The sequence below is a fragment of the Streptomyces javensis genome, from assembly GCF_039525925.1.
Lineage (GTDB): Bacteria > Actinomycetota > Actinomycetes > Streptomycetales > Streptomycetaceae > Streptomyces > Streptomyces asiaticus.
Map to the genome: position 1 here is coordinate 38,684 of NZ_BAAAIF010000053.1, position 24,351 is coordinate 63,034.

The following is a 24,351-nucleotide window of genomic DNA, read 5'->3' on the forward strand; positions in this document are numbered from 1 at the left end:
GGGGATCAGGACGGGGCGAACGCCGGGTCGTTCATCAGCCAGGTGGCCAGCGGGGTGTTGTTGTCCACGGCCAGTGCCGTGAAGGTGACCCCGAGCCGGACCGCGGCCGTGCGGGTGAGTTGGAGCTCCTCGGTCTCGGTGACCTGGCCGCGGCGGAGCACGAACCGGTACCTGATGACATCGCCGTCCGCGAACTCCACGCCCAGCATCCGCTCGTCCTTCTTCGGCTCGGCGGCGAGTTCGTAGCGGTACACCTTGGACTCGGCATCCGTCTCCGTCACCACGGCGCCGCCGAAGAAGAACGGCAGGGTGTCCTCGTTGAGCTGGAGCAGCTGGAACTTCACGGTGAGGTCGCGGTCGGAGTAGACGAAGCGGGCCGGGCTGACCGACTGCCAGGTGTCCACCGGGTCGATCTTGTCCTTCTTGTTGAACTTGATCCCGTCGGTGGTGGTGTACCCGAGGTCCTTCCAGTCCGTCGCCCAGGCTGTGGAGACATCGGCCGGGACGGCGGTGCCGAGCGGGGCGGTCAGGATGCGGCCGGTCCCCGCGACACGGATCTCATTGGGGTTCATTCCGGGCATGCGATTGCTCCTTGTGGCGTGGTGATGAGGGCGGACGGTCGGCTGGTGCGTGGCCTACGCCGGGCGGATGGAGAGCCGGGCCGTGGACAGATAGCGGCTGGCCGCGGCGTGCAGGTAGTCGGGCAGCCACCGGGGGCCGTCCACCTCGGAGACATCGGTGACACAGGCGGTGCCGAACGTGGTGCCGCGCACGGTGAACAGCGCCGTACGGGCGGCCGTGGCGACGGTGTGGGCCGTGGGCTTGTCCGGGCCGTACACCTCGAGGTCGACCAGCGGCTGGTCGAGATGGATGTCCTCGACCCAGACGCCACCCGCCCGGGAGACCAGCACGGCCTTCTGCGTCCCGTCGAAGTCCGGTGGGGTCCGGTTGTCCACGAGTACCCCGGCCAGTTCGGGGCGGTTCTTCAGATGCTCGACGACGAGGCGTTCGACGTCGGGAAAGATCACCAAGGGCTCGGTCATGCGCGCACTCCTTGCTGTGGTCAGGGGCTGCGCACAGCGAAAAGCGGCGGGCCGTGGCCCCTCCAGGGGGCACAGCTCCGCCGCTGGCACCAAGTGTGACGCGCCGGATGCCCATTGACAACCACTTGTCGTCACTTATGCCGAGATGACCATGGGTCCCGCAGGTCACACATGTCGTCGTGTGGCCCGCTCGGCCGCGAACACATCCTCCAGCCGATAGAGGAACGCCTTGCCCTGGCGCCCCGCGGGCCGCAGATGCTTCAACTGCACCCACTTGCGGATGGTGGCCGGGGTGACACCCACCTCCACGGCGGCCACGGCGGCGGTCAGCAACGGATACTCGGGCGCCTGTGTGGTCCTCATCGGCTCACCGCCGCGACGGTGGAACCTTCGTCCAGGGCGGCGGCGATCTCCTCCAGGGCGAGCGCGCCGCCGGCCGTCAGCTCCGCCCACTCGCCCTCCGGCCAGGAGTGCCGATGCGCCCGGTCCGCATGGCAGCCGCACGCGGTGTGTGGGCAGCGGCAGCCGGGGTTGATGCACAGCACCGCCCGGCGCAGCGGAAAGGCCCGCAGCGAGACCGAGGCGCACAGCGGGCAGCGGCCGCGCAGCCGGATCACGGGCTCGGCGTCCCCGAGCGCGCCCGAGCAGCGCCGCGCCATTCCGCTGATCTCGTCCAGCAGATGGCGCATCAGCAACGGGTCGGCCTCGACCCGTTCCAGCAGCGCCGCGAGACGGGCCAGTCTGACCTCGACCGTTCCTCTGCCCGTGGGTGGCAGCCCGAGCCGGTCGTGGACGGCCTCCTCCAGCTCCACGACGCCGTCGGTGATGTCGCGTACGGTGTCGGAGACCCGCAGGCGCAACGGCTCCGAAGGCCCGCGGCGGTCGGTGCCTCCCCGCTGTCGGCCGAGGCCGAGGCCGGGGCGGTGCGGGGAGGGCGTCAACTCCGCCTGGAGCTCGGGGAATTGCCGTATCAGAACGGTGATCCAGTGGCTCGCTCTGATGCGGTCGGGATGCGCGAGTGCGTCATTGCTCAACAGAACCCCCCAGGTCGTCTGCTTCTTCGCTCCCTAGGGACCCCGGTCCGCGCGGAACGGTTCCCACCGGTAGGGCGCGCGGAAGCGGGGATCAGGGGGCGCCGGAGCAGGCATCGGGGAGGCGCCGGACGGGTGTCAGGGGAGGATCGAGTCGACGTAACCGCCGTCCACGCGCACGGCTCCGCCGGTGGTGGCCGAGGCGAAGGAGGAGCTCAGATAGACCGCCATATGGGCGATCTCCTCGGGCTCGATCAGCCGCTGGATCAGTGACTGCGGCCGGTGCTTGGCCATGAACTCCCGCTGGGCCTCGTCCCAGGGCAGCTCCGGGTCCACCAGCTCGTACACGAAGTCCTCGACCCCGCCGGTGTGGGTCGGCCCGGCGATCAGCGAGTTGACCGTGACCCCGGTACCGGCCGCGTCCTTGGCGAAGCCACGGGTGACGGCGAGCAGCGCGGTCTTCGACATCCCGTAGTGGATCATCTCGGCGGGGATGACGACGGCGGAGTCACTGGCCACGTTCATGATCCGGCCCCAGGAGCGGTCCTTCATCCCGGGCAGGTAGGTGCGGATCATCCGGACGGCGGCCAGGACGTTCACCTCGAAATAGCGCCGCCACTCATCGTCGCTGATCTCCAGCGGCGGAGTGGCCCCGAAGACGCCGAGGTTGTTGACCAGGACATCGGCGTCCGGCACGGCGTCGGTGACCTGGCGGGCGCCGTCCTCGGTGGTGATGTCACCGGGAGCGGAGAGGAACGCGCCGCCCTCCGTGTCCTCCTCCAGCTTCTGGATGGCGGCCTCGACGGACTCCTGTCGGCGCCCGTTGACGGCGACACGGGCGCCCGCCCGTGCCAGTCCGGCGGCGATGGCGTATCCAATGCCCTGCGTGGAGCCGGTGACCAGGGCGGTCCTACCGGAAAGGTCGATCTGCACGGCGCTCCTTCGTCGATGCCCAATTGCTTGCGTGCGCCTTTAGTTGCACACGCGCCATACTAGCGTAGCCCGGTGCGACGACGTCCGTGGCCGGTCAGGCCCCGTGGCGGACCTCGATATGCCCCCGCAGCCTCGGATCGCGCGAGGAGGAGCCCACTTCCACGGTCCGGCGCCCGGTGCCCAGTACCCATCCGTGGCGTTCGGAGTCCCAGGCGGACAGCGTCCGGGCGGCCAGCCGCACCGTCACCTTCCGTGCCTGGCCGGGCCGCAGATGGATGCGCCGGAAGCCCGCCAGGGCCCGCTCGGCCTGGTCGAGCGGCAGATCGGGCGAGGGCCCCACGTACACCTGGGCCACCTCCGCCCCGGCCCGCCGCCCGGTGTTGCGCACGGTGAAGACCGCCTCCAGACCGCTGCCGCGCCGCCGCAGCCGCAGCCCCGCGTAGCCGAAGGTGGTGTACGACAGGCCGTGGCCGAAGGGGAAGAGGGGCCGCACCCCCTCGGCGTCGTACCAGCGATAGCCGACATGGACGCCCTCGGAGTACTCCTCGCGGCCGTTCACCCCGGGGTAGCGCAGGGGGTCTCCGGCCATCGGGTGGCGGTCGTCGGAGACGGGGAAGGACTGGGTGAGCCTGCCGCCGGGGTTGGCGTCGCCGAAGAGCAGGGCGGTGGTGGCGGCGGCGCCCTCCTGGCCGGGGTAGTACATCTGGAGGACGGCGCCGGTGCGCTTCAGCCAGGGCATCGAGGTGCACGAGGAGGTGTTCAGGACGACGGTCGTGCGCGGGTTGGCCTTGGCCACGGCGGCGATCAGCGCGTTCTGGTGGCCGGGGAGGGCGATGGTGGTCCGGTCCCTGCCCTCGGTGGCGTCCTCGTAGCCGAAGAGCACCACGCTGTGCGCGGCGCGGGCGGCGCGCACGGCCTCGGCCACATCGGCGGCGCGGGTGGCGGAGGTGGTGCGGCGCAGCCGGAAGGTCAACCCCTTTCCGCCGCCCTCGGCGGTGACCTTCAGCCGGTGCTTTCCGGCCGTCAGTTCGACGGCCGCCCGGCGCACGGAGAGGCCGTCCGGGGCGGCGCTGACGAAGCCACCGGTGAAGTACTCGCCCAGGCCGGGCCGGAACGGGAACAGCTCCTCGCCGTCCAGCAGCACCTTCGGGCGGCCGGTGGGCGGACCGCTGAAGTGCAGGACGAACGTCCACTCATCGGCCTCGGCCACGGTGAGGGTGCCCTCGTACGTCCAGCTCCCGCCCGCCGCCACCTTCCGCTTCTCCAGCCCGGTGGCGGGGGCGAGCGCGGAGGCGGGGATCTTCTTGCCGAACACGTCCTCGCCCAGGGCGTAGTCCACCCGGGCCCCCTTTCCGGCGCGCTTCCGGATCGCCTCCAGCGGGCTCGCGGCGTGGTCGGGGACCACATGGGCGCTGCCGCCGCCACTGACGAAGGGGATGGCACCGGTGGGCCCGACCACGGCGATCGACCGGGCGGCGGACCCGGTCAGCGGCAGTGTGCCGCGCTCATTGCGCAGCAGGATGCCGCCCGCTGTGGCGACCTTCAACGCGGTGCGCGCCCCGGCCCCCGGGTCCCGGCCGGGGCGCGGCGGGGCGCCGCCGCCCAGCAGTCCGAAGCGGTCCATGACGGTCAGGACGCGGCTGGCGGCGCGGTCCACCTCGGCCTCCGGTACGGTGCCGTCGGCCACCGCCTTCCGCAGGGCGTCGCCGAAGTACTTTCCGTCCGGCATCTCCATGTCGAGCCCGGCGCCGAGGGCCGCCGCGGTGCTGTGGGCGGCGTGCCAGTCGGTCATCACCCAGCCGTCGAAGCCCCAGTCCTCGCGCAGCACCCCGGTCAGCAGCGGCCGGCTCTCACCGGCGAAGGCGCCGTTGACCTTGTTGTAGGCGCCCATGACCGCCCCCGCGCCCGCCCGCACGGCCGCCTCGAAGCCGGGCAGCTCCATCTCCCGCATGGTCCGCTCGTCGGCGATGACGTCGATCGACTCCCGCTCGCGCTCCTGGTTGTTCATGGCGAAGTGCTTGACGGTGGCGATCAGACCCTCGCCCTGGATACCGCGCACCTCCTCGGCCACCAGCTCGGAGGCGAGCAGGGGGTCCTCGCCGAAGGTCTCGAAGTTGCGCCCGGCGTACGGGGTGCGGATGAGATTGACCATGAGGGAGAGCAGCACGTCCTGGCCCAGCGCACGGCCCTCGCGCCCGATGGTGCGCCCGTACTCCCGCGCCAGGGCCGGGTCGAAGGCGGAGGCGAGCAGCACCGGCGCGGGCAGCGCGGTGGCATGCCGGGTGACCCGTACGCCGGCGGGCCCGTCCGCGAGCCGCAGCGGCGGAACGCCGAGCCGGGGGACGCCCGGGGTGTACCCCGCCTGGCCGAGGCTGTGGGGATCCTTCGCGCCGTGCAACAGCGCGAGCTTCTCCTCGAGCGTCATCCGGCCGAGGAGGGAGCCCACCCGCGAGCCGGGTTCGGGGGCGGGCCCGGTGGCGGCCCGGGGGCCGGAAGCGGCCGCGGGCCATCCGCTCCCACCGGTGGCGGCGACGGCCAGCGCCCCTCCCAGGAGGGACAGGGCGGAACGGCGTGACAGGGCGCCCGGCATGGCGTCACTCCATCTCTCGCGGCTCGAAGACGTGTGTGTACGCAGGCGTGCTGACGTGGCTCCGGTGTCCGTCGGGTGAACACCGTGCGGACATCACATCACGGGGTCGGCCGCTTGCCGGGGTGCGCCGGGTTTCGGGATCGAGGTGTCGCCGGTCAGAGCCGGTGTCATGTCCCCGGCCGGATCAGCGCGCGGCGATCCGCGCTGCCACGCAGTGGTCCTCATTGCGGTAGCCGAGGCGGGTGTAGAGCCGTTCGGCGGGGGCGTTGTCGGCGAGCTGCCACAGCGTGCAGAAGCCGTACCGGCGTACCGCGTACCGTGTGAGCCAGGAGGTCAGCGCCGCGCCGAGCCCCTGGCCGCGCAGCCGGGCGTCGGTCGCCACGGACGCCATCAGCGGGGCGCCGCTGTCCCGCAGACTGCTCAGGGCGCCGCAGGCCACCAGCCGCCCGCCCTCGTCCCGGATCCCGGCCCACAGGCTGATACCGGCGGAGCCGGGGCCGGTCGAATGGCCCGGGCTGTGCTCCCGCAGGAAGGCCAGCAGCTCCTCGTGGTGGTCTTCGCCGAGCTCGGCCACCCGCTCCTCACCCGGATGGGCGGGCGGCTCGTCCGGTGTCCAGCGGAAGACCCACTCGACCACATCGGCGAGTGGCAGATGGCGGGAGACCAGGGCGTCGGTGCCACGGGGGCCGGTGAACTCCCTCACCTGGTCGGGCAGACGCTGTGCCGCGCCCAGCACCAGCCCGGCGGCGGGCACCGGCTCCCCGACGCTCCACACATGGCCACGCGGGCCGTCGAGCCAGGCCACGGCCCCGGTACCGGCCCAGCTGAGCCGGTCGGCCGACCGTCGGCGCGCCGCGCCGAAGCGCAGCAGAGCGGAGCCCGGGCGGTTCTCCAGGCCCTGGGTGAACAGATCCGCGGTGCGGGGAGGAAACGTCGTGGACTGCATCACTCTCGGGGGGAAGGAGCTCACAGGGGAGAGGGGATACGGGGGGCGGTGGTCCACTCTGACACATGGCCCCGGGCCCGGGGCAAACGCGGTGGACCCCGCCCGGGGGGCGGGGTCCACTGTCACGGGGCGGCACGGACGCGCGCCGGGCGCCTCAGGTGCGGTAGGCGTAGTAGAGCGAGTTCGGGTACGAGGCGATGATGCTGGCCACGGACTTCCGGTAGGTGTTCACCGAGTGGTAGGTCATGTACGGCACACCGCTGGAGCTCCGGTAGGTGACGATCATGGTGTGGTCCTTGGACCCGTCCTTGTCGAAGTCCATCTGCATGACGTCACCGACGCCCATGTAGTAGACGTTCGCCAGGTTGGTGGCCCGCTTGGCGTCGAGGGTGAACCAGGACCACTCGTTGGCGCCCACCCAGGACGTCGACTGGTACGAGGTGTCGTACCACCAGCTGCGGTAGTCCTCGGCGTCGCCGGACTTGTTGGCCCAGCCGCCCGCCTTCAGGGACTGGCTCACGAAGTTGGTGCAGTCCCCGCCGGCCTCGTTGAACTTCCGGTAGGCGGGGTTGTAGTTCGACCAGTACTTCTCCGCGTACGAGGCCATCGCCGCGTAGTCGTAGCTCCCGGCGGGCTTCGTCTGCGGCTGGGACGGCTTGGAGATGGCGGCGGGCTTCGCCTCGGGCAGGGCCGTCGTCCGGGCCGTCGCCACCCGCGCCGTGGCGGGCTCGTTGACCGCCAGCGGGCCGTCGTCGGTCGAGGTGAGGCCGGTCAGCTGCCACTTCCCGTCCGCCGTGGCGGCGAAGCTCAGCCGGTGGTGTGCCTGGAAGCCGGTGGTCGCGGGCTCGTCGCCGCGTATCTTCTTGTAGGCCAGCGTCGTGGTCTCGGTGGCCTGGACCGTGGCGTGCCCGGCCTCGACCCGTACCCGGTCCACCGCCACCCGGGTGTCGGCGGAGGTGTACGCCTCGCCCAGGGCCGCGAGCCGCGCCTTGCGGGTGCGCAGCGTGGACAGCGCGGTGTCCTCGGTCCGGGTCTGCCCGGCCGACAGCCGGACGTTCTTCTCGGCGAGCGGGGCCGCGCGCCGCACCGACTGCTTGTTGTTGTCCAGCAGAGCCGCCGTGCGCTGGGTCAGCACCGCGTCGGCCAGCCGTCCGAAGGACTGCGCGGTCGCGGTGTCCACGGTGCCGGCCACCGGGCTCTCCGCCGCGCTCGCGGCGGAGGCGGGCAGCACCACGGCGGACAGGGCCGCCGTCAGCGCGGCCCCCACGGCGGATCTGAAGGTCGTTGACTTCACGTGTAATTTCCCCTCCACACCCCCGGACCGGACGGGCCGGGGTCACCGAATCATCACATGAACTCCGCGTCTGTGGAGCTCATGTGACGATTTCGATTGTGCGGAGGCCGGGGCCGGGTCCGGCCCGGCGCCGTCACCAGGTGACGGGCAGTTCATGCGCTCCGTAGATGACCATGTCGCTGCGCATCCGGACCTCCTCCGGGGGCACGGCGAGCCGCAGCCCCGGGAACCGGCGGAGCAGTCCGCGATAGCCCGCCACCAGCTCGATCCTGGCCAGATGCTGCCCCAGACACTGATGGATGCCGTAGCCGAAGGCGAGGTGGCTGCTGCGCGGGCGCCCGACGTCGAGCGTGTCCGGGTCGTCCACCAGCGCCGGGTCCCGGTTCGCCGCCGGGACCGAGACGGCCACGGACTGGCCCGCGGTGACGGTGACACCGCCGACGACGACGTCCTCCAGCGCGATGCGGACGGGGAAGGCGTTGACGATGCTCAGGTAGCGCAGCAACTCCTCGACGGCCTGGGGGAGGAGCGACTCGTCGGCCCGCAGCCGCTCCAGCTGCTCGGGGTCGCGCAGCAGGGCGAAGGTGCCGAGGCTGAGCATGTTGGTGGTGGTCTCGTGACCGGCGATCAGCAGCAGCCCCGCGATGCCGCCGATCTCCTCGTCGTCGAGCTCGTCGACCGCGGTCAGCAGGGAGATCAGATCGTCCCGCGGATCCTTGCGCTTGGCCTCGACCAGGGTGCGCAGGAAGGTGTCCAGCTCGGTCTTCCCGGCCACGAACTCCGCGTCGGTGCGGTCCTGACGGAGCAGTCGCGCGGCGACGGACTGGAACAGCTCCCGCTCCTCGTACGGCACGCCGAGCATCTCGCAGATCACCAGCGAGGGGATGGGCAGGGCGAAGTGCCGTACCAGGTCGGCCGGTTTGCCCGCCGCCTCCAGCGCGTCCAGCTGGTCGGCCACGATGTCCTCGATGCGGGCCTCGAGCTCCCGCATCCGCCGCACCGTGAAGTACCGCGTGAGCTGGCCCCGGTAGTGGCCGTGTTGCGGCGCGTCCATGGCCAGGAACGACCCCGCCCCGCTGCTCCGGTCCCTGCGGATCGACTCGGGGACCGGCCGCATCGCGTCGTCACCCCGCCAGCGCTCGGCGCTGAACCGGGGGTCCCGCAGCACCTCCCGCGCCTCGTGATACCCGGTCACCAGCCAGCCGGTGCTGCCGCCCGCGAACCTCAGCGGGCTGATCGGCGGTCCGGTGAGCAGCGAGCGCGCCGGGTTGATGTAGTCGTCCCGCTCTTTCGGATACGAAGGGAGGTCGTGGAGGTCTCGTAGGTCGTCATGGGTCGTGGGCATCGGAGCGTTCACGATGGCTCTCCTTCGTGATCCTCGAACTGTCCCGGGGCGAACGTCCCGGAGCCGTCGGCCGCGGTCTTCGATAGGGAACGCTACCGATAGGGTTCCCTACTGAACAGGGGGACAGATCGGCTACCGTACGGATCTGGCCAGGTTTCCGAACGGCTGGGGGAGAGGGGCACACGGATGCCGCCGCAGCGGTCAAAGACCGTGGAAGCGCTGATCATCGGGGCGGAGCGAGCGTTCGCCGAACGTGGCTTCCACGGGGCGTCGATCGGCTATATCTGCCAGTGCGCGGGCAGGACCACCGGGGCCTTCTACTCCAACTACGACAGCAAGCTGAAGCTCTTCCTCGATGTCTTCCGGCGGCACAGCGACCGCACCGCCGACTACATCGGGGAGCGGATCGACGAGATGGACACCGAGCGGGATCTGGCCCCACAGCTCGCCCGGACCTTCGCCGGGATCTTCAACGGCGAGCACCTGGACACCCGCTGGGTCTTCATCCACCTGGAATTCCGGCTGATGGCGCTCCGGGACGGCGATGCCGCCGCCGCGCTGGTGGACCATGAGAAGCGGTTCAGCCGCCGGATCGGCACCATGCTGGACGGGCTGTTCGACCGGGCCGGCCACCGGCCCGCCCTGCGCGGCACCGAACTGGCCGCGCTGCTCGGCGCGATGACGCGCGGCATCAAACTGGACCGGGGCATCTACGCGGCGGGCGGTGTCGCCGACCCGCTCTCCACCGACCAGGTGGCGATGGCGCTGGAAGGCCTGTTCCGCTCGGTGGCCTGAAGTCCGGTCCCGATCCGTTCGGCGTGGTGCTTCATCAGGCGGCTGAACCTTGAGGTGTTCTGAGGACCCGGAGGACCCGGAGGACCCGGAGGACCCGGGGGACCCGGGAGGACCCTGAGAGCCTAGAGGACCCTGAGGATCAGCCCGCCCTGCGGAAGCTGTCGATGGGGCCGCCGAAGCCGCCCTCGGGGCCCTTCCAGTTGATCGCCAGGGCGTCGTCGCCCTTCATCCCGACGGTGCCCTGGCCCCGCCCGCCGTCGCTGCCGCCCTTGCACGACAGGGTCAGGGAGGGCTCGTCCTCGCCGCCCTTCTGGCCGGGCTTGAGCGTGCCGGTGCAGTCGAGCTTCGGGCCCTTCGCCGTGACCTTGCCGTCCGCGACGGTGAGGGTCTCCAGGTCGTCGGCGGACTTCGCCGCCACGATGGACTTCCAGGAGCCCGCCGAACGCTCGATGATCGTGCCCCGGGCGGACGGGCCCGCACTCGGCGACTGCTGGGCGGCCTGAGAGGCCTTGGTGGCTCCACCGCTCGGCTTCGATTCCTTCTTCCCGTCATCGCCGCCTCCGCAGCCGCTGACGACAAGGCCGACGATGACCGAAGTGACCGCCATGGGCACTGCCTTGCGCACGTGAACTCCTTTCCCCGTTACAACTGAGCACGTCAACCTAACAGGCCCCGTCACGGCCCCATGCAGGGCACTGGCCTGCGCGGACACCCCCGAGGCGACAGACCCGCCCCGCGGGACCGGCCTGATACGTATGGCACTGGCCGAGGTCCCGTGTACCGGTCAATAAAGTACGTCCGAGCGCGGACCGCCGATCGGTCCGCGCGGGATGACGCGGCGCGGGGGTGAGGAGGAGTACGGCTGTGGAGGCACCGACCCACACCGGGCGGCTGGACGAGCTGCTGCACGAGGTGCGGCGACAGATGAGCCGAGGGGCCGGGGCGGATCCGCGGCCGGTACTCGACTGGCTGGGCCGGCAGATCGACGCCGACGTCGCGCTGGTCGGCGGCGCGGGCGCGGTCGAGACCTCCACCGAGCGCTTCCCGCGGCAGATCCTGCCCTCGCTCGAACCGACGCTGGCGCGGCTGTCCGGCGGGCAGCTGGCCGCGGCGGCCACCGAGCGCGGCGCCCTTCAGGTGCGTCTCGAGGCGCTCGGCCCGCACGCGCCACGGCCCGTGCTGGTGGTGGCGGGCGCCTCGGCGCCCACCCGCGAGGCGGCGTCGCTGGTCTCGCACGCCGGGAGTCTCATCGCCCTCCTGGACCGGGCGCAGGACGCGGACACCACCTTCCGCGGCTATCAGTACAAGGCGCGGCAGCTGCGGTTCGCCGTCTTCAGTGCCCTGCTGGCGGGAGATCTCACCCTGGCTCGCCGGATGACTACCGGCGCCGTCCCCGCGCTGCTGGACGCGGAACGGCTGCGCGTCTATCTGCTGCACTGCCCGCCGGAGGACCGGGACCGGCTGGCGCAGACCTACCAGGACGGCTCGGGCTATCACGGCACGGGCCTGATGGTGCACTGCCCGGCCTTCAAGGAGCACCTCATCTGTCTGGTCGCGGAAGGGTCCGGCGTCGAGGACGGGTCCGATGTCGCCGACGGGTCCGGCGTCGTAGCCGGGTCCGCCGACGAGGCCGACGACGAGCCCGACACCGGCCGCCACGACGTCGCCGACGACCCCGAGACGGCACACAGCCAGGGCGCGGTACTGCGCCGCCTGGTGCGGGACAACGCGCACTACGCGCTGGGCATCAGCAGCCCGTATCCGCTCGGCGCGACGGCCGAGGCGTACGGACAGGCCCTGCACGCCCTGGCCGCGGCGCGCCATACGCCCGAGCGGATGGCCGCGTATCTGGGCCGGACACCGCTGGTGCCCCTGCTGCCCCATACGGAGGCGGGCGCCTGGGCCCGCGCCCTGCTGCGGCCACTGGGATCCACCCCGAGAGCCACCCTGGACATCACCCGGCTCGCCGTCACCTTCCCCCGGTCCGCGGTGGCCCGGCTGCTGGACATCAGCCGCAACACCGTCTCCCACCACCTCAGCCGGGTGGAGGCCACCCTCGGCCTGGACCTGGGCGACGTACGCACCCGGGCCGCCCTCGATTTGGCCTTCTGCCTGACCGGAGGGCAGCCGGACGGCGGCTTCGGCGCCCGGGGCGGGCGGCCGGTGCCCACCCTGGACGAGCTGTTCCGCACCGAGCCCGCCCACGCCTGGGCGCGGGAGTTCCTCCGCCCGCTCCAGGACATCCGCGGCCGCGATCTGCGCACCACCCTGTGCGCGTGGATCGACGCGAACACCGACGCCCAGCGGACCGCCCGCCACCTCGGTCTCAGCCGGAACACCGTCAGGGCCCATCTGCGGGCCGCCGAACACCTGCTCAGCCGGGATCTGCTCACCACCGGCTCCGGGATCCACGACCTGGTGCACGCCCTGCACATCACCGGGCTCCCCCCGGCGGACTGACTGCGCACCGTGCACATGTCGCGGGCGGGCGATGCGCACCGTGCACCGTTGCCCGCCCCCGTGGTCCGCTTTAGCGTCACTCCTGCCGCACCGCGCGGAAACGAAGCCCCGCCTCCCAGCGTGGCGGGCGGTCTGTATCACCACGAGGGGAGTGATGCAGACCGGCGCCGTACGGTGCTCACAGCTCCGAGGGCTTCTTTCCCGCGGTGGGCGCGGTTCGCGCTCGGGGACGTGCCGGTACACGTCCCCGGGTGACGGCGAGCACCGCGCCCGACAGCAGCACCAGGGCGCCCAGCGCCTGGAGCCCGCCGAAGGACTCGCCCAGGAAGACCATGGAGCACACGGTGTTGACCACCGGGACCATGAACATCATCAAGGACGCGGAAGCCGGGCCCACCGCACCCACTCCCCGGTAGTACAGGAGATTGGCCACGGCGGCCGGGCCGATCGCGAGGAACACCACGTTCAGCCAGAGGCCGGCCGGCAGCCCGTCCCAGTGCACCTCGCCGAGGTCGGGCGCGGCGAGCGCCCCCAGCAGCACCGCCCCCGCACACGTGGCGTACGTCGTGGCGCGCAGCGGGTCGATCCCGGCCAGCACCCGGGGCCCGATGAGCGTGTACGCGGCCCAGCACACCGCGCTGAGCAGATACAGCAGATCGCCCGTGAGCCGGGTGGTGCCGCCGTGTGCGCTGCCGCCCGCGCCGAAGAAGAACACCACCGCTCCGGCGAGCCCGAGGGCGAGCCCGGCCAGCCGCCCCCCGGAGGCGCTCTCACCTCCAGTGACCAGGAGGAAGGCGCTGGTGAGCACCGGGCTGAGGACGGGGATGACGATGCCCGCGTCGAGCGAGGGCGCCAGCGACAGCCCCCAGAAGAAGAAGCCGTTGTAGGCGAAGACTCCCAGGACGCCCGCGAGCGCCGCGCGCCGCCCACCGCCACGCGCGGAAGCCGGGGTGGCCGCGGCCGTGGTGGTCGAACCCGGGGTGGCCGCCGATTTGCCGAAGACCGCCACCGCCGCCAACAGAGCGACCGCGCCGCCGCCGAAGCGCAGCAGCGCCGCCACAGTGTGCGGCAGCTGGGCCACCACCGACTTGGAGCTGGCGAAGGCGCTGCCCCAGAGCAGCATGGTGACCGTGAGCAGGAGGTAGGGGCTCTTCCATCCCTTGTCTTCAGGCATGCCCCGACCCTGACCCTCGCCCTCCCCTCCGGTCTTGAACGCTGGTGCGCCGCCCGTGCGCCACTCGTTCCGTATCGCCACCCGGCCACCCGGCCACCCTGTCCGTTCCGTGAGGAATACCCCTTCCCGAGATGTGGAACCGGGTAGGTGTCACCCGTAGCCCTTCGGAAGGTGGTAGGTGGTCCCGTTGAACACCGCTGACCAGGAGACATCCCCCGAGCGCAAGGAGTTCCGCCGCTCCGTGCCGCACTTCGCCGACCGGATCACCGCCGACGGCCGGGACGGCTGGCCGGTGGAGGCCGGGCGCTATCGGCTGGTGGTCAGCCGGGCCTGCCCCTGGGCGAGCCGCGCGCTGGTCTCACGGCGGCTGCTCGGTCTGGAGCCGGCCCTGTCGCTGGCCGTCACCGACCCCATCCAGGACGAGCGCAGCTGGCGCTTCACCCTGGACCCGGGGGACCGGGACCCGGTGCTGGGCATCGGGTTCCTCAGCGAGGCGTACGACGCCCGCGAGACGGGATATCCGGGCGGGGTGAGCGTGCCGGCGGTGGTGGACGTGCCCAGTGGCCAACTGGTCACCAACGACTACCACCGGATCACCCTTGACCTCGCCACCGAGTGGACCGCCCTCCATCGCGAGGGCGCCCCGGATCTGTACCCCGAGGAGCACCGCGACGAGATCGACGAGGTGGCGGAGGGGATCTACCGCGATGTGAACAACGGTGTGTACCGCGCGGGCTTCGCCGAGCACCAGCACAGCTACGACGACGCGTACCGGCGGCTCTTCGCCCGCCTCGACGAGCTGTCCGAGCGGCTGGCCACGCGGCGCTATCTGGTCGGCGACACCATCACCGAGGCCGACATCCGGCTGTTCACCACGCTGGTCCGGTTCGACTCCGTGTACCACGGCCACTTCAAGTGCAACCGCAACAAGCTCAGCGAGGATCCGGTGCTGTGGGGGTATGTCCGTGATCTCTTCCAGACGCCGGGTTTCGGGGACACCGTGGACTTCGACCACATCAAGCGCCACTACTACCAGGTGCACACCAACATCAACCCCCGTCGCATCGTTCCGCTCGGCCCCGACCTCTCCGGGTGGCTGACGCCGCATCACCGCGAGGAACTGGGCGGGCGCCCGTTCGGCGACGGCACCGCACCCGGACCGGTGCCGGACGGCGAGACGGTGCCGGAGGAGGGCCGGGTGGCTTGAAGTCGCACATGTCGCATTCCCGTGCCGCCCGGCGCCGCATGTCGCTTCGTTCGCCCGGTCTTCAAGTGATCGGCACACCTGTTACACACATCCCATGTGTGCGCCCCGGTCCGTGTGCCACCTGGGCTTCGGCCGTGCCGGGCAGGCCCGACATGACGCGCGTCACCTCGCACAAGGGGCGCGCCGCCCAGTGAGTTCGGTGACCTTTCTGTGAGGGAACGGCGCCGATGGGGTGTGCGCTTGTGCCTGCCGTGTGATCGGAAAGTGGCGGAATGCCCGGTTCCGGACTTGGCTGATTCGCAGCGTGGCGAGCCCCGTGATTACATCCGTTTCCGCGCTAAGGCATCCACGGATCCCCGGTTCCCGCCGGAACCCCGTGACCATGCCGCGGGAGCCGATTCCCCTCGGCACCCATGCGCTGTTGCAAGCTCAATGAGACAGTCACCCAAGGGAGACGCAACAATGAACAACGCGCCCAAGGTCGCGACCCAGGAGATCTCCGACGCCGAGCTGGACAACGTGGCCGGCGGCATCGGCAACCCCGTGGGCGACGTCCTCGGCACCGTCGACACCGTCACCGGCCCGGTGACCGGCGCCCTCGGCACCGTTACCGGCACGGTTGACGGCGTCACCGGCCTGAACACCACCGGCATCGTCGGTGGGGTCGTCGGCAGCCTCTGAGGCTGACGCACCGCCTTCCCTGTGCCCCGGGCCTGCCTGGTCCGGGGCACTCGGCGGTCCGCGGCGCCCTTTTCGATCACTCCCTTCGCGGTTTTCGATCACTCCCTCAGCGGTTGGGGAAAGACTCTCGTGCAGTTCCGCCAGCAGGCCCTCTCCAAGGCGCAGTCGGCAGAGGACATCGACCTGCCGGTGCGCTACGCCCGTCCCCAGGGGTGGCTGGCGCTGGCGGTCACGGTGGTGGTCATGGCCGGGGCCGCCGTATGGGCCGTCACGGGCACCGTGTCCAACACCCTCGACGCCACCGGGATCCTCACCCACGGCCAGGGCAGCTATGTGCTCCAGAGCCCGATCGCGGGCCAGGTGACCTCCGTCCTGGCGCAGGAGGGCAGCACCCTTCCGGCGGGCGCGCCGCTGCTGAAGGTCCGCACCGCCCGTGGCACCACCGTCGTGCGCACCATCGCCGCCGGCCGGCTCACCACCCTCTCCGCCTCGATCGGCTCCGTGCTGAACACCGGCGCGAACGTGGCCTCCGTGGAGCGGGTCCGCCACTCCGACGACCCCCTGGTGGCGACCCTTTACGTCCCCGCGGACCGGGCGGCCTCGGTGCGGGCGGGCGCCTCGGTCGACCTCAGTGTGCAGTCCGCCCCGACGCAGACCTACGGTGTGCTCCGCGGTGAGGTGCGGGCCGTCGGCCGGACGGCCCAGTCCAGCCAGCAGATCGGCTCCTACCTCGGCAGTGAGCAACTGGGCGAGGAGTTCTCCAAGCACGGCCCGCCGGTCGCCGTCCAGGTACGCCTCGACCGCAGCCCCGGCACCCGCTCCGGCTACCGCTGGTCGTCCCCCGAAGGCCCGCCGTTCGCCCTCGGCTCCATGACCCTGACCGACGGCACCGTCCACCTGGACGCTCAGCACCCCATCGATTGGCTGCTCCCGTGACCGCGACGAACGAGGCCGGACCGCCCCGGCCCGCACCCGCCGGAAGCAGCGGGGCGCGCCGCCCCCAGCCGGCCCGCGGACGGCGCCGCGCCCCGCGTGGCGGAGCCGGGCCGAGGAAGCCCCGGCGCCGTACCGTACGCACCCCCACCGTGCTCCAGATGGAGGCGCTGGAGTGCGGTGCGGCGTCGCTCGCCATGGTGCTCGGACACTACGGGCGGCATGTGCCGCTGGAGGAGCTGCGGATCGCCTGCGGAGTCTCCCGGGACGGCTCCCGCGCCAGCAATCTGCTCAAGGCCGCCCGGAGCTACGGTCTGCGCGCCAAGGGCATGCAGATGGAGCCCGAGGCCCTCGTGGAGGTCCAGGCCCCGGCCATCCTGTTCTGGGAGTTCAACCACTACGTCGTCTACGACGGCATGGGGCGGCGGTTCGGCAAGCGCGGCGTCCACATCAACGACCCCGACAAGGGACGCCGCTTCGTCCCCATCGAGGAGTTCGACACCAGCTTCACCGGTGTGGTCCTGGTCTTCGAACCCGAGGAGTCCTTCCGCCGGGGCGGGCGCCGCCCCGGGGTGCTGGGCGCCCTGCCCCCGCGCATGCGCGGCACCACCGGCACCCTGCTGGCGTCGCTGCTGGCCAGCCTGCTGCTGGTGGCGGTGGGGGCCGCGGTACCGGCGCTCAGCCGTACCTTCATCGACACCTTCCTGATCGCCGGCCAGGACTCGACACTACAGCCGCTGTTCGCGTCGATGGCCGTGGCGGTGGTCCTCACCGCAGTGCTGACCGGTGTGCAGCAGGCGAACCTGCTGCGCGGGCGCATCATCTCCTCCACCCTCAGCAGCGCGCGGTTCCTGCGCCATCTGCTGCGGCTGCCCGTCACCTTCTTCGCCCAGCGCAGCCCGGCCGACCTGGTCCAGCGGCTGCGCTCCAACGACACCGTGGCCGAGACGCTCGCCCGCGATCTGGCCGCCGCGGCCGTCGACGGGGTCGTCGTGGTGCTCTACGCCGTGCTGCTGTGGACCTACGACCCCCAACTCACCGCCGTCGGCGTCGGGTTGGCGCTGCTCAACGTGGTGGCGATACGGGTGGTGGTGCGGCTGCGCGCCACCAGGACCCAGAAGCTGCGGGCCGACACGGCGCGGCTGACCACCACCTCGTACACCGGTCTCCAGCTCATCGAGACGGTGAAGGCCACCGGTGGCGAGGCGGGCTACTTCCGCCGCTGGGCCGGTCAGCACGCCATCACCCTGGAGGAGCAGCAGCGCCTCGGCGTGCCGAGCTCCGTACTGGCCGTGGTCGCGCCCACCCTGGCCACGCTCAACAGCGCACTCATCCTCTGGATCGGCGGGCTGCGGGCCGTCGAGGGCCATATCTCCATCGGTCTGCTGGTGGCCTTCCAGGCGCTGGTGACCCGCTTCACCGCGCCCATCACCCGGCTCAACTCAGTGGCCGGGCGCATCCAGGACTTCTCCGCCGACGTGGCCCGGCTCAAGGACGTGGAGAACTTCCCGGTGGACTCGCTCTACACCCGCGACGAGCCGCGCGAGGACACCCGCCGGCTGACCGGGCAGGTGACCCTGGAGAACATCACCTTCGGCTACAACCCGCTGGACGAGCCGCTGCTGCGCGACTTCTCGCTGTCCGTCGGCCCCGGCCGGCAGGTGGCGCTGGTCGGCGCCTCCGGCAGTGGCAAGTCCACCGTCTCCCGGCTCGTCTCCGGCCTCTACGCCCCCTGGGAGGGGGTCATCCGCATCGACGGACAGCGCCTGGAGGACATCCCCCGCGGCGCCCTGGCCGCCTCCGTCTCCTTCGTCGACCAGGAGATCTTCCTGTTCGAGGGGACGGTGCGGGACAACGTGGCGCTGTGGGACCCGTCGATCCCGGACGAGGCGGTGGTGGAGGCCCTGCGGGACGCCGCGCTCTACGACGATGTGATCGCACGGCGCCCGGAGGGGATCCACTGCCGGGTGGAGCAGGACGGCCGCAACTTCTCCGGCGGCCAGCGGCAGCGGCTGGAGATCGCCCGCGCCCTGGTGCGCCGCCCCAGCGTGCTGGTGCTGGACGAGGTCACCAGCGCCCTGGACGCGCGGACCGAGCAGCTCGTCATGGACAACCTGCGCCGCCGCGGCTGTGCGTGTGTGGTGATCGCCCACCGGCTCAGCACCGTACGGGACAGCGACGAGATCCTGGTCCTGAACCGCGGCACGGTCGTCGAACGCGGCCGGCACGAGGACCTCGCCGCCGCCGGAGGCCCGTACGCCGAGCTGATGAAGGAGCACTGACATGGCGTCCGTTCACCCGGCCGCGGCGGTGGCCGCGGACGGCGGCGACGCGGTGGTCCAGGCGCTGGGCGCCCTCGGCACGCCCGTCGACTGCGCCGGGCTGCGCAGCCTCCCGCTGGAGGGCCCGCAGGTGCTCTGGCTCGTCGTCGGCGGCGCCCTGGACCTGTTCGCGGTGGACGCCGCCGCGGAGGGGCAGTGGCACTTCCTCGGCCGCCTGGAGACCGGCGCGGCGCTCCCCGGCCCGGTCGAGGGGCCGCACCACACCCTGCTGGGCCGCCCCTCGCAGGACTGCCTGGTGCGCCGCATCCCACTGCGCGAGCTCTACCGCCCGGAGATCCACGACGCGTACGGCACCGGCCAGTCCGGCGATCCGTACGCCACGTACGGCGGCGGCTTCCAGGACACCCCGCCCACCCCGCTGGAGCACGCCGTGGCGCTCGGGGTGAGCCGCAGCCTCGGCGTCCTCTTCCAGGCCCCGCTGGACGGCGGGGCCGCGTCCGAGGCGGAGGCGGCCGACGAGGACCTGCTCTGGCTTCCGGTGCCGCCCGGCAGTGTGCGCTACGGCGCCGAGTACAGCGCCCAGGCCGCCGGTGACCTGCTGATCGACGGCGCGCTGTGGCAGCGGATGGTCAACCAGCAGTACCGCCTCGGCACCGCCGTGGACCGCTGGATCGAGACCATGGAGCGGGCCCACGCCGACCGTACGGCGGCCGGTATCCGGGCCGGTGAGGCCGTGCGCACCCGCGCCGACCAGGCGCTGATCGCCTCCATCGGAGGACCGCGGCGGGACCGGCGGCCGTCGGAGGAGAGCACCGACGACGCCGTGCACGCGGTGTGCCGCGCCGTGGCGGAGGCCGCCGGGATCACCCTGCCCGATCCGCAGCGGGGCCGCCCCACCGACGACCGTACGGACCCGGTGGAGCGCATCGCCGCCCACGCCAGGATCCGCACCCGCGCCGTCCGGCTCGAGGGCCAGTGGTGGCGGGAGGACGCCGGACCGCTGGTGGGTTACCGCGCCAAGTCCGGGGCCCCGGTGGCGCTGCTGTGGCGGCGCGGCCGGTACGAGGCGGTCAACCCCGCCTCCGGCCTGCGTATCCGGGTGGGTGGCGGCAACGCGGAGGAGTTCGAGCCGCGGGGCGTGATGTTCTACCGTCCGCTGCCCGACCGGCCGATGACGGTGTGGCGGCTGATGCGCTTCAGTGTGCGCGGCGCCGCCGGGGACTTCCGCAACCTCCTGATCGGCGGGCTGGTGACGGTGGCGCTCGGCGCGCTGGTGCCGCTCGCCACCGGCCAGGTGCTGGGCGGCTTCGTGCCCCGCGCCGAGAAGAGCCCCATCGTGCAGATCTCCCTGGCCCTGATCGTCGCCGGTGTCGTGGCGGCCGCCTTCATGCTGCTCCAGAACCTGACCCTGCTGCGGCTCGAGGGGCGGCTGGAGTCCACTCTCCAGCCCGCGGTGTGGGACCGGCTGCTGCGGCTGCCGACCACCTTCTTCGCCCAGCGCTCCACCGGCGAACTGGCCAGCGCGGCACTGGGCATCAGCACCATGCGCCGGGTGATGTCCGGGGTCGCCCCGACGGTCCTCCAGGCCGGGACCGTGGGCGTGATGAACCTCGCCCTGCTGCTGTACTACAACGCCTCCCTGGCGCTCGCGGTGATCGCCGTACTGCTGGTGGTCTCCGGGGTCTTCCTCGGCATGGGGCTGTGGCAGGTGCGCTGGCAGCGACGGCTGGTGGAGAGCGAGAACAAGCTCAACAACCAGGCGTTCCAGACCCTGCGCGGCCTGCCCAAGCTGCGGGTTGCCGCGGCCGAGAACTTCGCCTACGCGGCCTGGGCCCGTGGCTTCGCCCACTCCCGCGATCTGCATCAGCGCACCGGGCGCATCAAGAACCTCACCCAGGTGCTGGACTCCGTCTACCTTCCGCTGGTCTCCCTCGCGGTGTTCATGCTGCTGGCCGGTCCGGCGCGGGGGAGCATGTCGGCGGGCGCCTTCCTGACCTTCAACACCTCGGTGACCATGCTGCTCACCTCCCTCACGCAGCTCACCAACTCCCTGGTCTCGGTGGTCGCGGTGCTGCCCATGTTCGAGCAGGTCAAGCCGATCCTCGACGAGCCGCCCGAGGTGCGCGGCGGCAGCGCCCAGCCGGGACGGCTCTCCGGTGACCTCCGGGCCAGGAACCTCACCTTCCGCTACGGCGACGACGGGCCGCTGGTGCTCGACGATGTCTCGCTGGAGATCCGGCCGGGCGAGTTCGTGGCCGTCGTCGGCCCGAGCGGCTGCGGCAAGTCGACCCTGCTGCGGTTGCTCATCGGCTTCGAACGGCCGGTGTCCGGCAGCGTGCTCTACGACGGCCAGGACCTCGCCGCCCTCGACCAGGCGGCCGTGCGCCGTCAGTGCGGGGTGGTCCTCCAGAACGCCCAGCCGCTCGGCGGCACGATCCTCGACTGCATCCGCGGCGCCGAGCCGTACACCCCCGAGGAGGCCATGGAGGCCGCCGAACTGGCGGGTCTGGCCGAGGACATCCGGCAGATGCCCATGGGGCTCCAGACCATGATCTCCGGCAGCGGCGCCATCTCCGGCGGCCAGCGGCAGCGGCTGATGATCGCCCAGGCCCTCATCCGCCGGCCGCGGGTCCTCTTCTTCGACGAGGCCACCAGCGCCCTGGACAACGAGACCCAGCGCATCGTCATCGACAGCACCCGGCGACTCAACGCCAGCCGGCTGGTGATCGCCCACCGGCTGTCGACCGTCATGGACGCCGACCGCGTGCTGGTCATGGAGGACGGCCGGATCGTGGAGCAGGGCGCCCCGGCCGAGCTGATGGCCATCGCGGGCGGCAAGCTCCACGAGCTGGTGCGGCGCCAGACGCTCTAGGGGCGCCACCCCGGCGCTCCAGGGGGCGTCACCCGGCGGTCAACCGTGGTGGGCCGCCCAGGCGCCGATCCGGTCCCGCATCCGGGCCGCGAGCTCAGGCCCGGCGGCCGAGAACCGGAGCGAGTCCGCGGCGATCCGGGCGAGGTCGGTGGCGCTCAGGCCGTAGCGGCTGTGCGCCATGGCGTACTCGTCGAGGATGCCGATGCCGTACAGATACGGCGCGTCGCTGTTCAGCGTCACCGGGACGCCCGCGCGGACCAGGGCCGGCAGCGGATGGGCCGCGGCCGACTCGACCGCCTTCAGCATGACGTTGCCGGTGAGGGCGAGGTCCAGGCAGACGCTCCGCTCGGCCAGCTCACGGACGAGCCCGGGATCCTCGACGGCCCGTACGCCGTGGCACACCCGATCGGGAGCGAGGAGGTCCACGGTGTTGCGCACGCTCGAGGCGGGGCCGCTCTCCCCGGCGTGCGGAACCACCGCGAGACCTCCCTCGCGCGCGATGCGGAACGCCCCGGCGAAGTCGTCGGCGGGGCGGCCCGCCTCGTTGCCGGTCAGGCCCATCGCCACGACGCCGCGGTCGCGGTGGCGGACCGCGAGCGCGGCCACCTCCGCCGCGTCCGCCGGGCTCCGGTCGCGCCCGATCCCCAGGACCATGCCGCCGTCGCCGCGCGCTGCGGCCAGGCCGTCCAGCGCGGCCTCCACCAGGGCCTCGGGCGGGCCCAGCCGGCCCTGGTAGAGATGCGGGCCCAGATGGAGCTCCGTCCAGACGACACCGGCGTCCGGAGCCGCGTCGAAGACCTCCCCGACCACCCGGCGCAGATCGTCGAGCGAACCCACCAGCGCGCGGCAGCTCTCATAGGCGCGGTTGAACTCCGGCCAGGTCGGATACGCGTCGCTCAGCGGCGGCGACGGCAGTCCGTACCGCTCGCCGAACTCCCGCGCGGTGTCCGGACGCATCGCGGCCTCGGTGTGCAGATGCAGCTCGGCCTTCGGCAGGGTCAGGAAGTCGGCCGCGATCAGTGGTCTCCGTTCCATCAGGGAGCCTTGGCCTCCCAGCGCACCGTCAGCCGCTCCGCCGTGCCGACCAGTGCGTAGAAGACGATCGCGATGGCGGAGGCGATGACCATCACGGCGTACAGCTGCGGAGTGTTGAAGTTGTAGGTGGTCTGGATGATGAGATAGCCGAGCCCCTGCTGGGAGCCGATCCACTCGGCCACGATCGCCCCGATCACACAGTTGCCGGTGGCGATCTTCAGGGAGGAGAAGAGATAGGGCAGCGAGGCGTACATCCGCACCTTGAACAGGATCTCCCAGGGGGAGGCGGACAGCACGCGCAGCAGCTCCAGCGACTGCTGGTCCACCGCCTGGAGCCCGCGCACCATGTTGACCAGCGTGGGGAAGAAGGAGATCAGCGCGCCGATGGCCACCTTCGGGGCATAGCCGTTGCCCATCATGATGACGAGGACGGGCGCGATGGCCACGATGGGGATGGTGCGGATGAACAGCGCGACGGGCATCAGCGCCCGCTCCACCGGCCGGTAGTGGACGAAGACGATGGCCAGCAGCACCGCCACCGCGTTGCCCACCGCGAAGCCCAGGGCGGATTCGATGATGGTCGGCCAGGCGTTGTCCATCAGCAGGGCCGAGTCGTCGTTCAGGGAGCGCCAGATGTCCGAGGGCATCGGCAGCACGTACTGGGGCACCGAGAAGACGCGACCGCCGAGCTCCCACAGGGCGAGCAGGACGAGCGCCGCGGACACCGGCAGCAGCGCGCGGAGCGGACGGGCGCCGCCGCGGACGGAACCTCGCCCGCGCCCGGTGGACTTCACATCGGGTTCCTCGGCCGCCGACGGCGTCGAGGTGGTGGCGGTCGACATCAGCAGTCCTCCAGCAGGTGGCGAAGGCGGGCGGCGAGCGCGGTGAACTCGGGGGTCTCGCGGACGTCGAGGGTGCGCGGATACGGCAGGTCCACCGGGACCAGCTCACGGACCCGGCCCGGATGCGCGGAGAGCACCAGGACCCGCTGCGACATGAACACGGCCTCGGCGATGCTGTGGGTGACGAAGAGGATGGTGGTCCCGGTCGCCTCCCAGATGCGCAGCAGCTCCTCGTTGAGCCGGTCGCGGGTGATCTCGTCCAGGGCGCCGAACGGCTCGTCCATCAGCAGCACCCGAGGCCGGCACACCAGCGCGCGGGCGATCGAGACGCGCTGGCGCATTCCGCCGGACAGCTCATGCGGGTACGCGTTCTCCCGCCCCGCGAGACCCACCAGCGCCAGCAGCTCCTCGGGGGACGGGGCGTCCGCCGCGTCCGGTACGGCCTTGGCGCCGCCGCCGACCTGGAGCGGCAGCCGGACGTTCTCCACGGCGGTGCGCCAGGGGAGCAGCGCCGAGTCCTGGAAGACGAACCCCAGCCGGCGGGAGGTACGCGCCTGATGGGCCGAGGTGCCGAGCACCGCGACCGTACCGGCGGTGGGGGAGAGCAGATCCGCCACCACGCGCAGCAGCGTGGACTTGCCGCATCCGGACGGGCCCAGGAGCGAGACGAAGCCGCCGTTCTCGACGGCGAGGCTGATGTCGCGCAGGGCGGTCACCTCTCCGCGTTCGGTGGCGAAGGTGACCGTGATGTTCTCCAGTACGACGCTGTTCCGGGGTCCGGCCCCGTCCGGCGTCGTCGTCGCGGGGTCCGCGGACTCCGTGGTGTCCGCGGCGGTCGCTGATCCAGCTGCCATGGCTGTCTTGGCTGTCACGGGAGTTCCTCCCTCG

21 protein-coding genes are annotated in these 24,351 nt (G+C 71.9%); 7 read left to right on the plus strand and 14 right to left on the minus strand.

The features are described 5' to 3' along the window. Nucleotides 1-5 precede the first annotated feature (5 nt). The 9 genes from ABD329_RS34270 to ABD329_RS34310 all read right to left on the minus strand — a co-directional run bounded on the left by ABD329_RS34270 (nucleotide 6) and on the right by ABD329_RS34310 (nucleotide 9,194). A complete protein-coding gene (locus ABD329_RS34270) occupies nucleotides 6-581 on the minus strand; it encodes a phage tail tube protein (RefSeq protein WP_198278661.1) in 576 nt (191 codons plus the stop codon). 54 nt (nucleotides 582-635) lie between these two features. Further along, nucleotides 636-1,043: a hypothetical protein gene (locus ABD329_RS34275; protein WP_198278660.1), complete on the minus strand. Its 408-nt coding sequence runs from the start codon at nucleotides 1,041-1,043 to the stop codon at nucleotides 636-638. A gap of 165 nt (nucleotides 1,044-1,208) precedes the next feature. Then, entirely contained in the window at nucleotides 1,209-1,406 is a 198-nt protein-coding gene (locus ABD329_RS34280) for a helix-turn-helix domain-containing protein (RefSeq protein WP_198278659.1), read from the minus strand. Beyond that, nucleotides 1,403-2,077 carry a hypothetical protein gene (locus ABD329_RS34285; RefSeq protein WP_198278658.1) on the minus strand — a complete coding sequence of 225 codons (675 nt, stop codon included), beginning with the start codon at nucleotides 2,075-2,077 and terminating at the stop codon, nucleotides 1,403-1,405. The genes ABD329_RS34280 and ABD329_RS34285 overlap by 4 nt, the downstream gene beginning before the upstream one ends. A gap of 135 nt (nucleotides 2,078-2,212) precedes the next feature. Beyond that, on the minus strand, nucleotides 2,213-3,007 hold the full coding sequence (locus tag ABD329_RS34290) for an SDR family NAD(P)-dependent oxidoreductase (protein WP_198278657.1): 795 nt from the start codon (nucleotides 3,005-3,007) through the stop codon (nucleotides 2,213-2,215). Between the two features lie 94 nt (nucleotides 3,008-3,101). Further along, the gene (locus ABD329_RS34295) at nucleotides 3,102-5,597 is read right to left on the minus strand and encodes a beta-glucosidase family protein (protein ID WP_198278656.1); all 2,496 of its coding nucleotides are present in this window, start codon (nucleotides 5,595-5,597) and stop codon (nucleotides 3,102-3,104) included. A 184-nt stretch (nucleotides 5,598-5,781) separates the two neighbouring features. Continuing rightward, a complete protein-coding gene (locus tag ABD329_RS34300; protein ID WP_198278670.1) occupies nucleotides 5,782-6,543 on the minus strand; it encodes a GNAT family N-acetyltransferase in 762 nt (253 codons plus the stop codon). A 154-nt stretch (nucleotides 6,544-6,697) separates the two neighbouring features. Next, nucleotides 6,698-7,837 (minus strand): amidase domain-containing protein, encoded by a 1,140-nt coding sequence (locus tag ABD329_RS34305; RefSeq protein ID WP_198275460.1) that lies wholly within the window; start codon nucleotides 7,835-7,837, stop codon nucleotides 6,698-6,700. 133 nt (nucleotides 7,838-7,970) lie between these two features. After that, nucleotides 7,971-9,194, minus strand: a complete 1,224-nt coding sequence (locus ABD329_RS34310; RefSeq protein ID WP_198275461.1) for a cytochrome P450 — start codon at nucleotides 9,192-9,194, stop codon at nucleotides 7,971-7,973. A 174-nt stretch (nucleotides 9,195-9,368) separates the two neighbouring features. Between ABD329_RS34310 and ABD329_RS34315 the strand changes: the two genes are divergently transcribed. Further along, nucleotides 9,369-9,977 carry a TetR/AcrR family transcriptional regulator gene (locus ABD329_RS34315; protein ID WP_198275462.1) on the plus strand — a complete coding sequence of 203 codons (609 nt, stop codon included), beginning with the start codon at nucleotides 9,369-9,371 and terminating at the stop codon, nucleotides 9,975-9,977. Between the two features lie 139 nt (nucleotides 9,978-10,116). Here ABD329_RS34315 and ABD329_RS34320 read toward each other — a convergent pair whose 3' ends face one another. Beyond that, nucleotides 10,117-10,602, minus strand: coding sequence for a hypothetical protein (locus tag ABD329_RS34320; RefSeq protein ID WP_198275463.1), 486 nt, complete (start codon nucleotides 10,600-10,602; stop codon nucleotides 10,117-10,119). A 239-nt stretch (nucleotides 10,603-10,841) separates the two neighbouring features. On the opposite strand from ABD329_RS34320, the gene ABD329_RS34325 reads away from it, so the two are divergent. Beyond that, nucleotides 10,842-12,437, plus strand: a complete 1,596-nt coding sequence (locus ABD329_RS34325; RefSeq protein ID WP_198275464.1) for a helix-turn-helix domain-containing protein — start codon at nucleotides 10,842-10,844, stop codon at nucleotides 12,435-12,437. A 178-nt stretch (nucleotides 12,438-12,615) separates the two neighbouring features. Here ABD329_RS34325 and ABD329_RS34330 read toward each other — a convergent pair whose 3' ends face one another. Further along, nucleotides 12,616-13,611 (minus strand): DMT family transporter, encoded by a 996-nt coding sequence (locus ABD329_RS34330; protein ID WP_198275465.1) that lies wholly within the window; start codon nucleotides 13,609-13,611, stop codon nucleotides 12,616-12,618. 187 nt (nucleotides 13,612-13,798) lie between these two features. Here ABD329_RS34330 and ABD329_RS34335 point away from each other — a divergent pair, with 187 nt between their 5' ends. The 5 genes from ABD329_RS34335 to ABD329_RS34355 all read left to right on the plus strand — a co-directional run bounded on the left by ABD329_RS34335 (nucleotide 13,799) and on the right by ABD329_RS34355 (nucleotide 21,586). Beyond that, nucleotides 13,799-14,818 carry a glutathione S-transferase family protein gene (locus ABD329_RS34335; protein WP_198275466.1) on the plus strand — a complete coding sequence of 340 codons (1,020 nt, stop codon included), beginning with the start codon at nucleotides 13,799-13,801 and terminating at the stop codon, nucleotides 14,816-14,818. Nucleotides 14,819-15,280: 462 nt separating this feature from the next. Then, nucleotides 15,281-15,499 carry a type A2 lantipeptide gene (locus ABD329_RS34340; protein WP_198275467.1) on the plus strand — a complete coding sequence of 73 codons (219 nt, stop codon included), beginning with the start codon at nucleotides 15,281-15,283 and terminating at the stop codon, nucleotides 15,497-15,499. Between the two features lie 129 nt (nucleotides 15,500-15,628). Next, entirely contained in the window at nucleotides 15,629-16,435 is an 807-nt protein-coding gene (locus ABD329_RS34345) for an HlyD family efflux transporter periplasmic adaptor subunit (protein ID WP_198275468.1), read from the plus strand. Beyond that, nucleotides 16,432-18,714, plus strand: coding sequence for an NHLP family bacteriocin export ABC transporter peptidase/permease/ATPase subunit (locus ABD329_RS34350; RefSeq protein WP_425574413.1), 2,283 nt, complete (start codon nucleotides 16,432-16,434; stop codon nucleotides 18,712-18,714). Before ABD329_RS34345 ends, ABD329_RS34350 begins: the two co-directional genes overlap by 4 nt. A gap of 1 nt (nucleotide 18,715) precedes the next feature. Next, the gene (locus ABD329_RS34355) at nucleotides 18,716-21,586 is read left to right on the plus strand and encodes an NHLP bacteriocin export ABC transporter permease/ATPase subunit (RefSeq protein WP_198275469.1); all 2,871 of its coding nucleotides are present in this window, start codon (nucleotides 18,716-18,718) and stop codon (nucleotides 21,584-21,586) included. A 39-nt stretch (nucleotides 21,587-21,625) separates the two neighbouring features. On the opposite strand, the gene add is transcribed toward ABD329_RS34355, so the two are convergent. From add to ABD329_RS34370, 3 genes are read right to left on the minus strand one after another with little or no spacing between them, the layout of a single operon-like run. Continuing rightward, nucleotides 21,626-22,621: an adenosine deaminase gene (gene add, locus ABD329_RS34360; protein ID WP_198275470.1), complete on the minus strand. Its 996-nt coding sequence runs from the start codon at nucleotides 22,619-22,621 to the stop codon at nucleotides 21,626-21,628. After that, a complete protein-coding gene (locus ABD329_RS34365; RefSeq protein ID WP_198275471.1) occupies nucleotides 22,621-23,463 on the minus strand; it encodes an ABC transporter permease in 843 nt (280 codons plus the stop codon). The genes add and ABD329_RS34365 overlap by 1 nt, the downstream gene beginning before the upstream one ends. Beyond that, nucleotides 23,463-24,335, minus strand: coding sequence for an ABC transporter ATP-binding protein (locus tag ABD329_RS34370; protein ID WP_309142618.1), 873 nt, complete (start codon nucleotides 24,333-24,335; stop codon nucleotides 23,463-23,465). Before ABD329_RS34370 ends, ABD329_RS34365 begins: the two co-directional genes overlap by 1 nt. Between the last annotated feature and the right edge of the window lie 16 nt (nucleotides 24,336-24,351).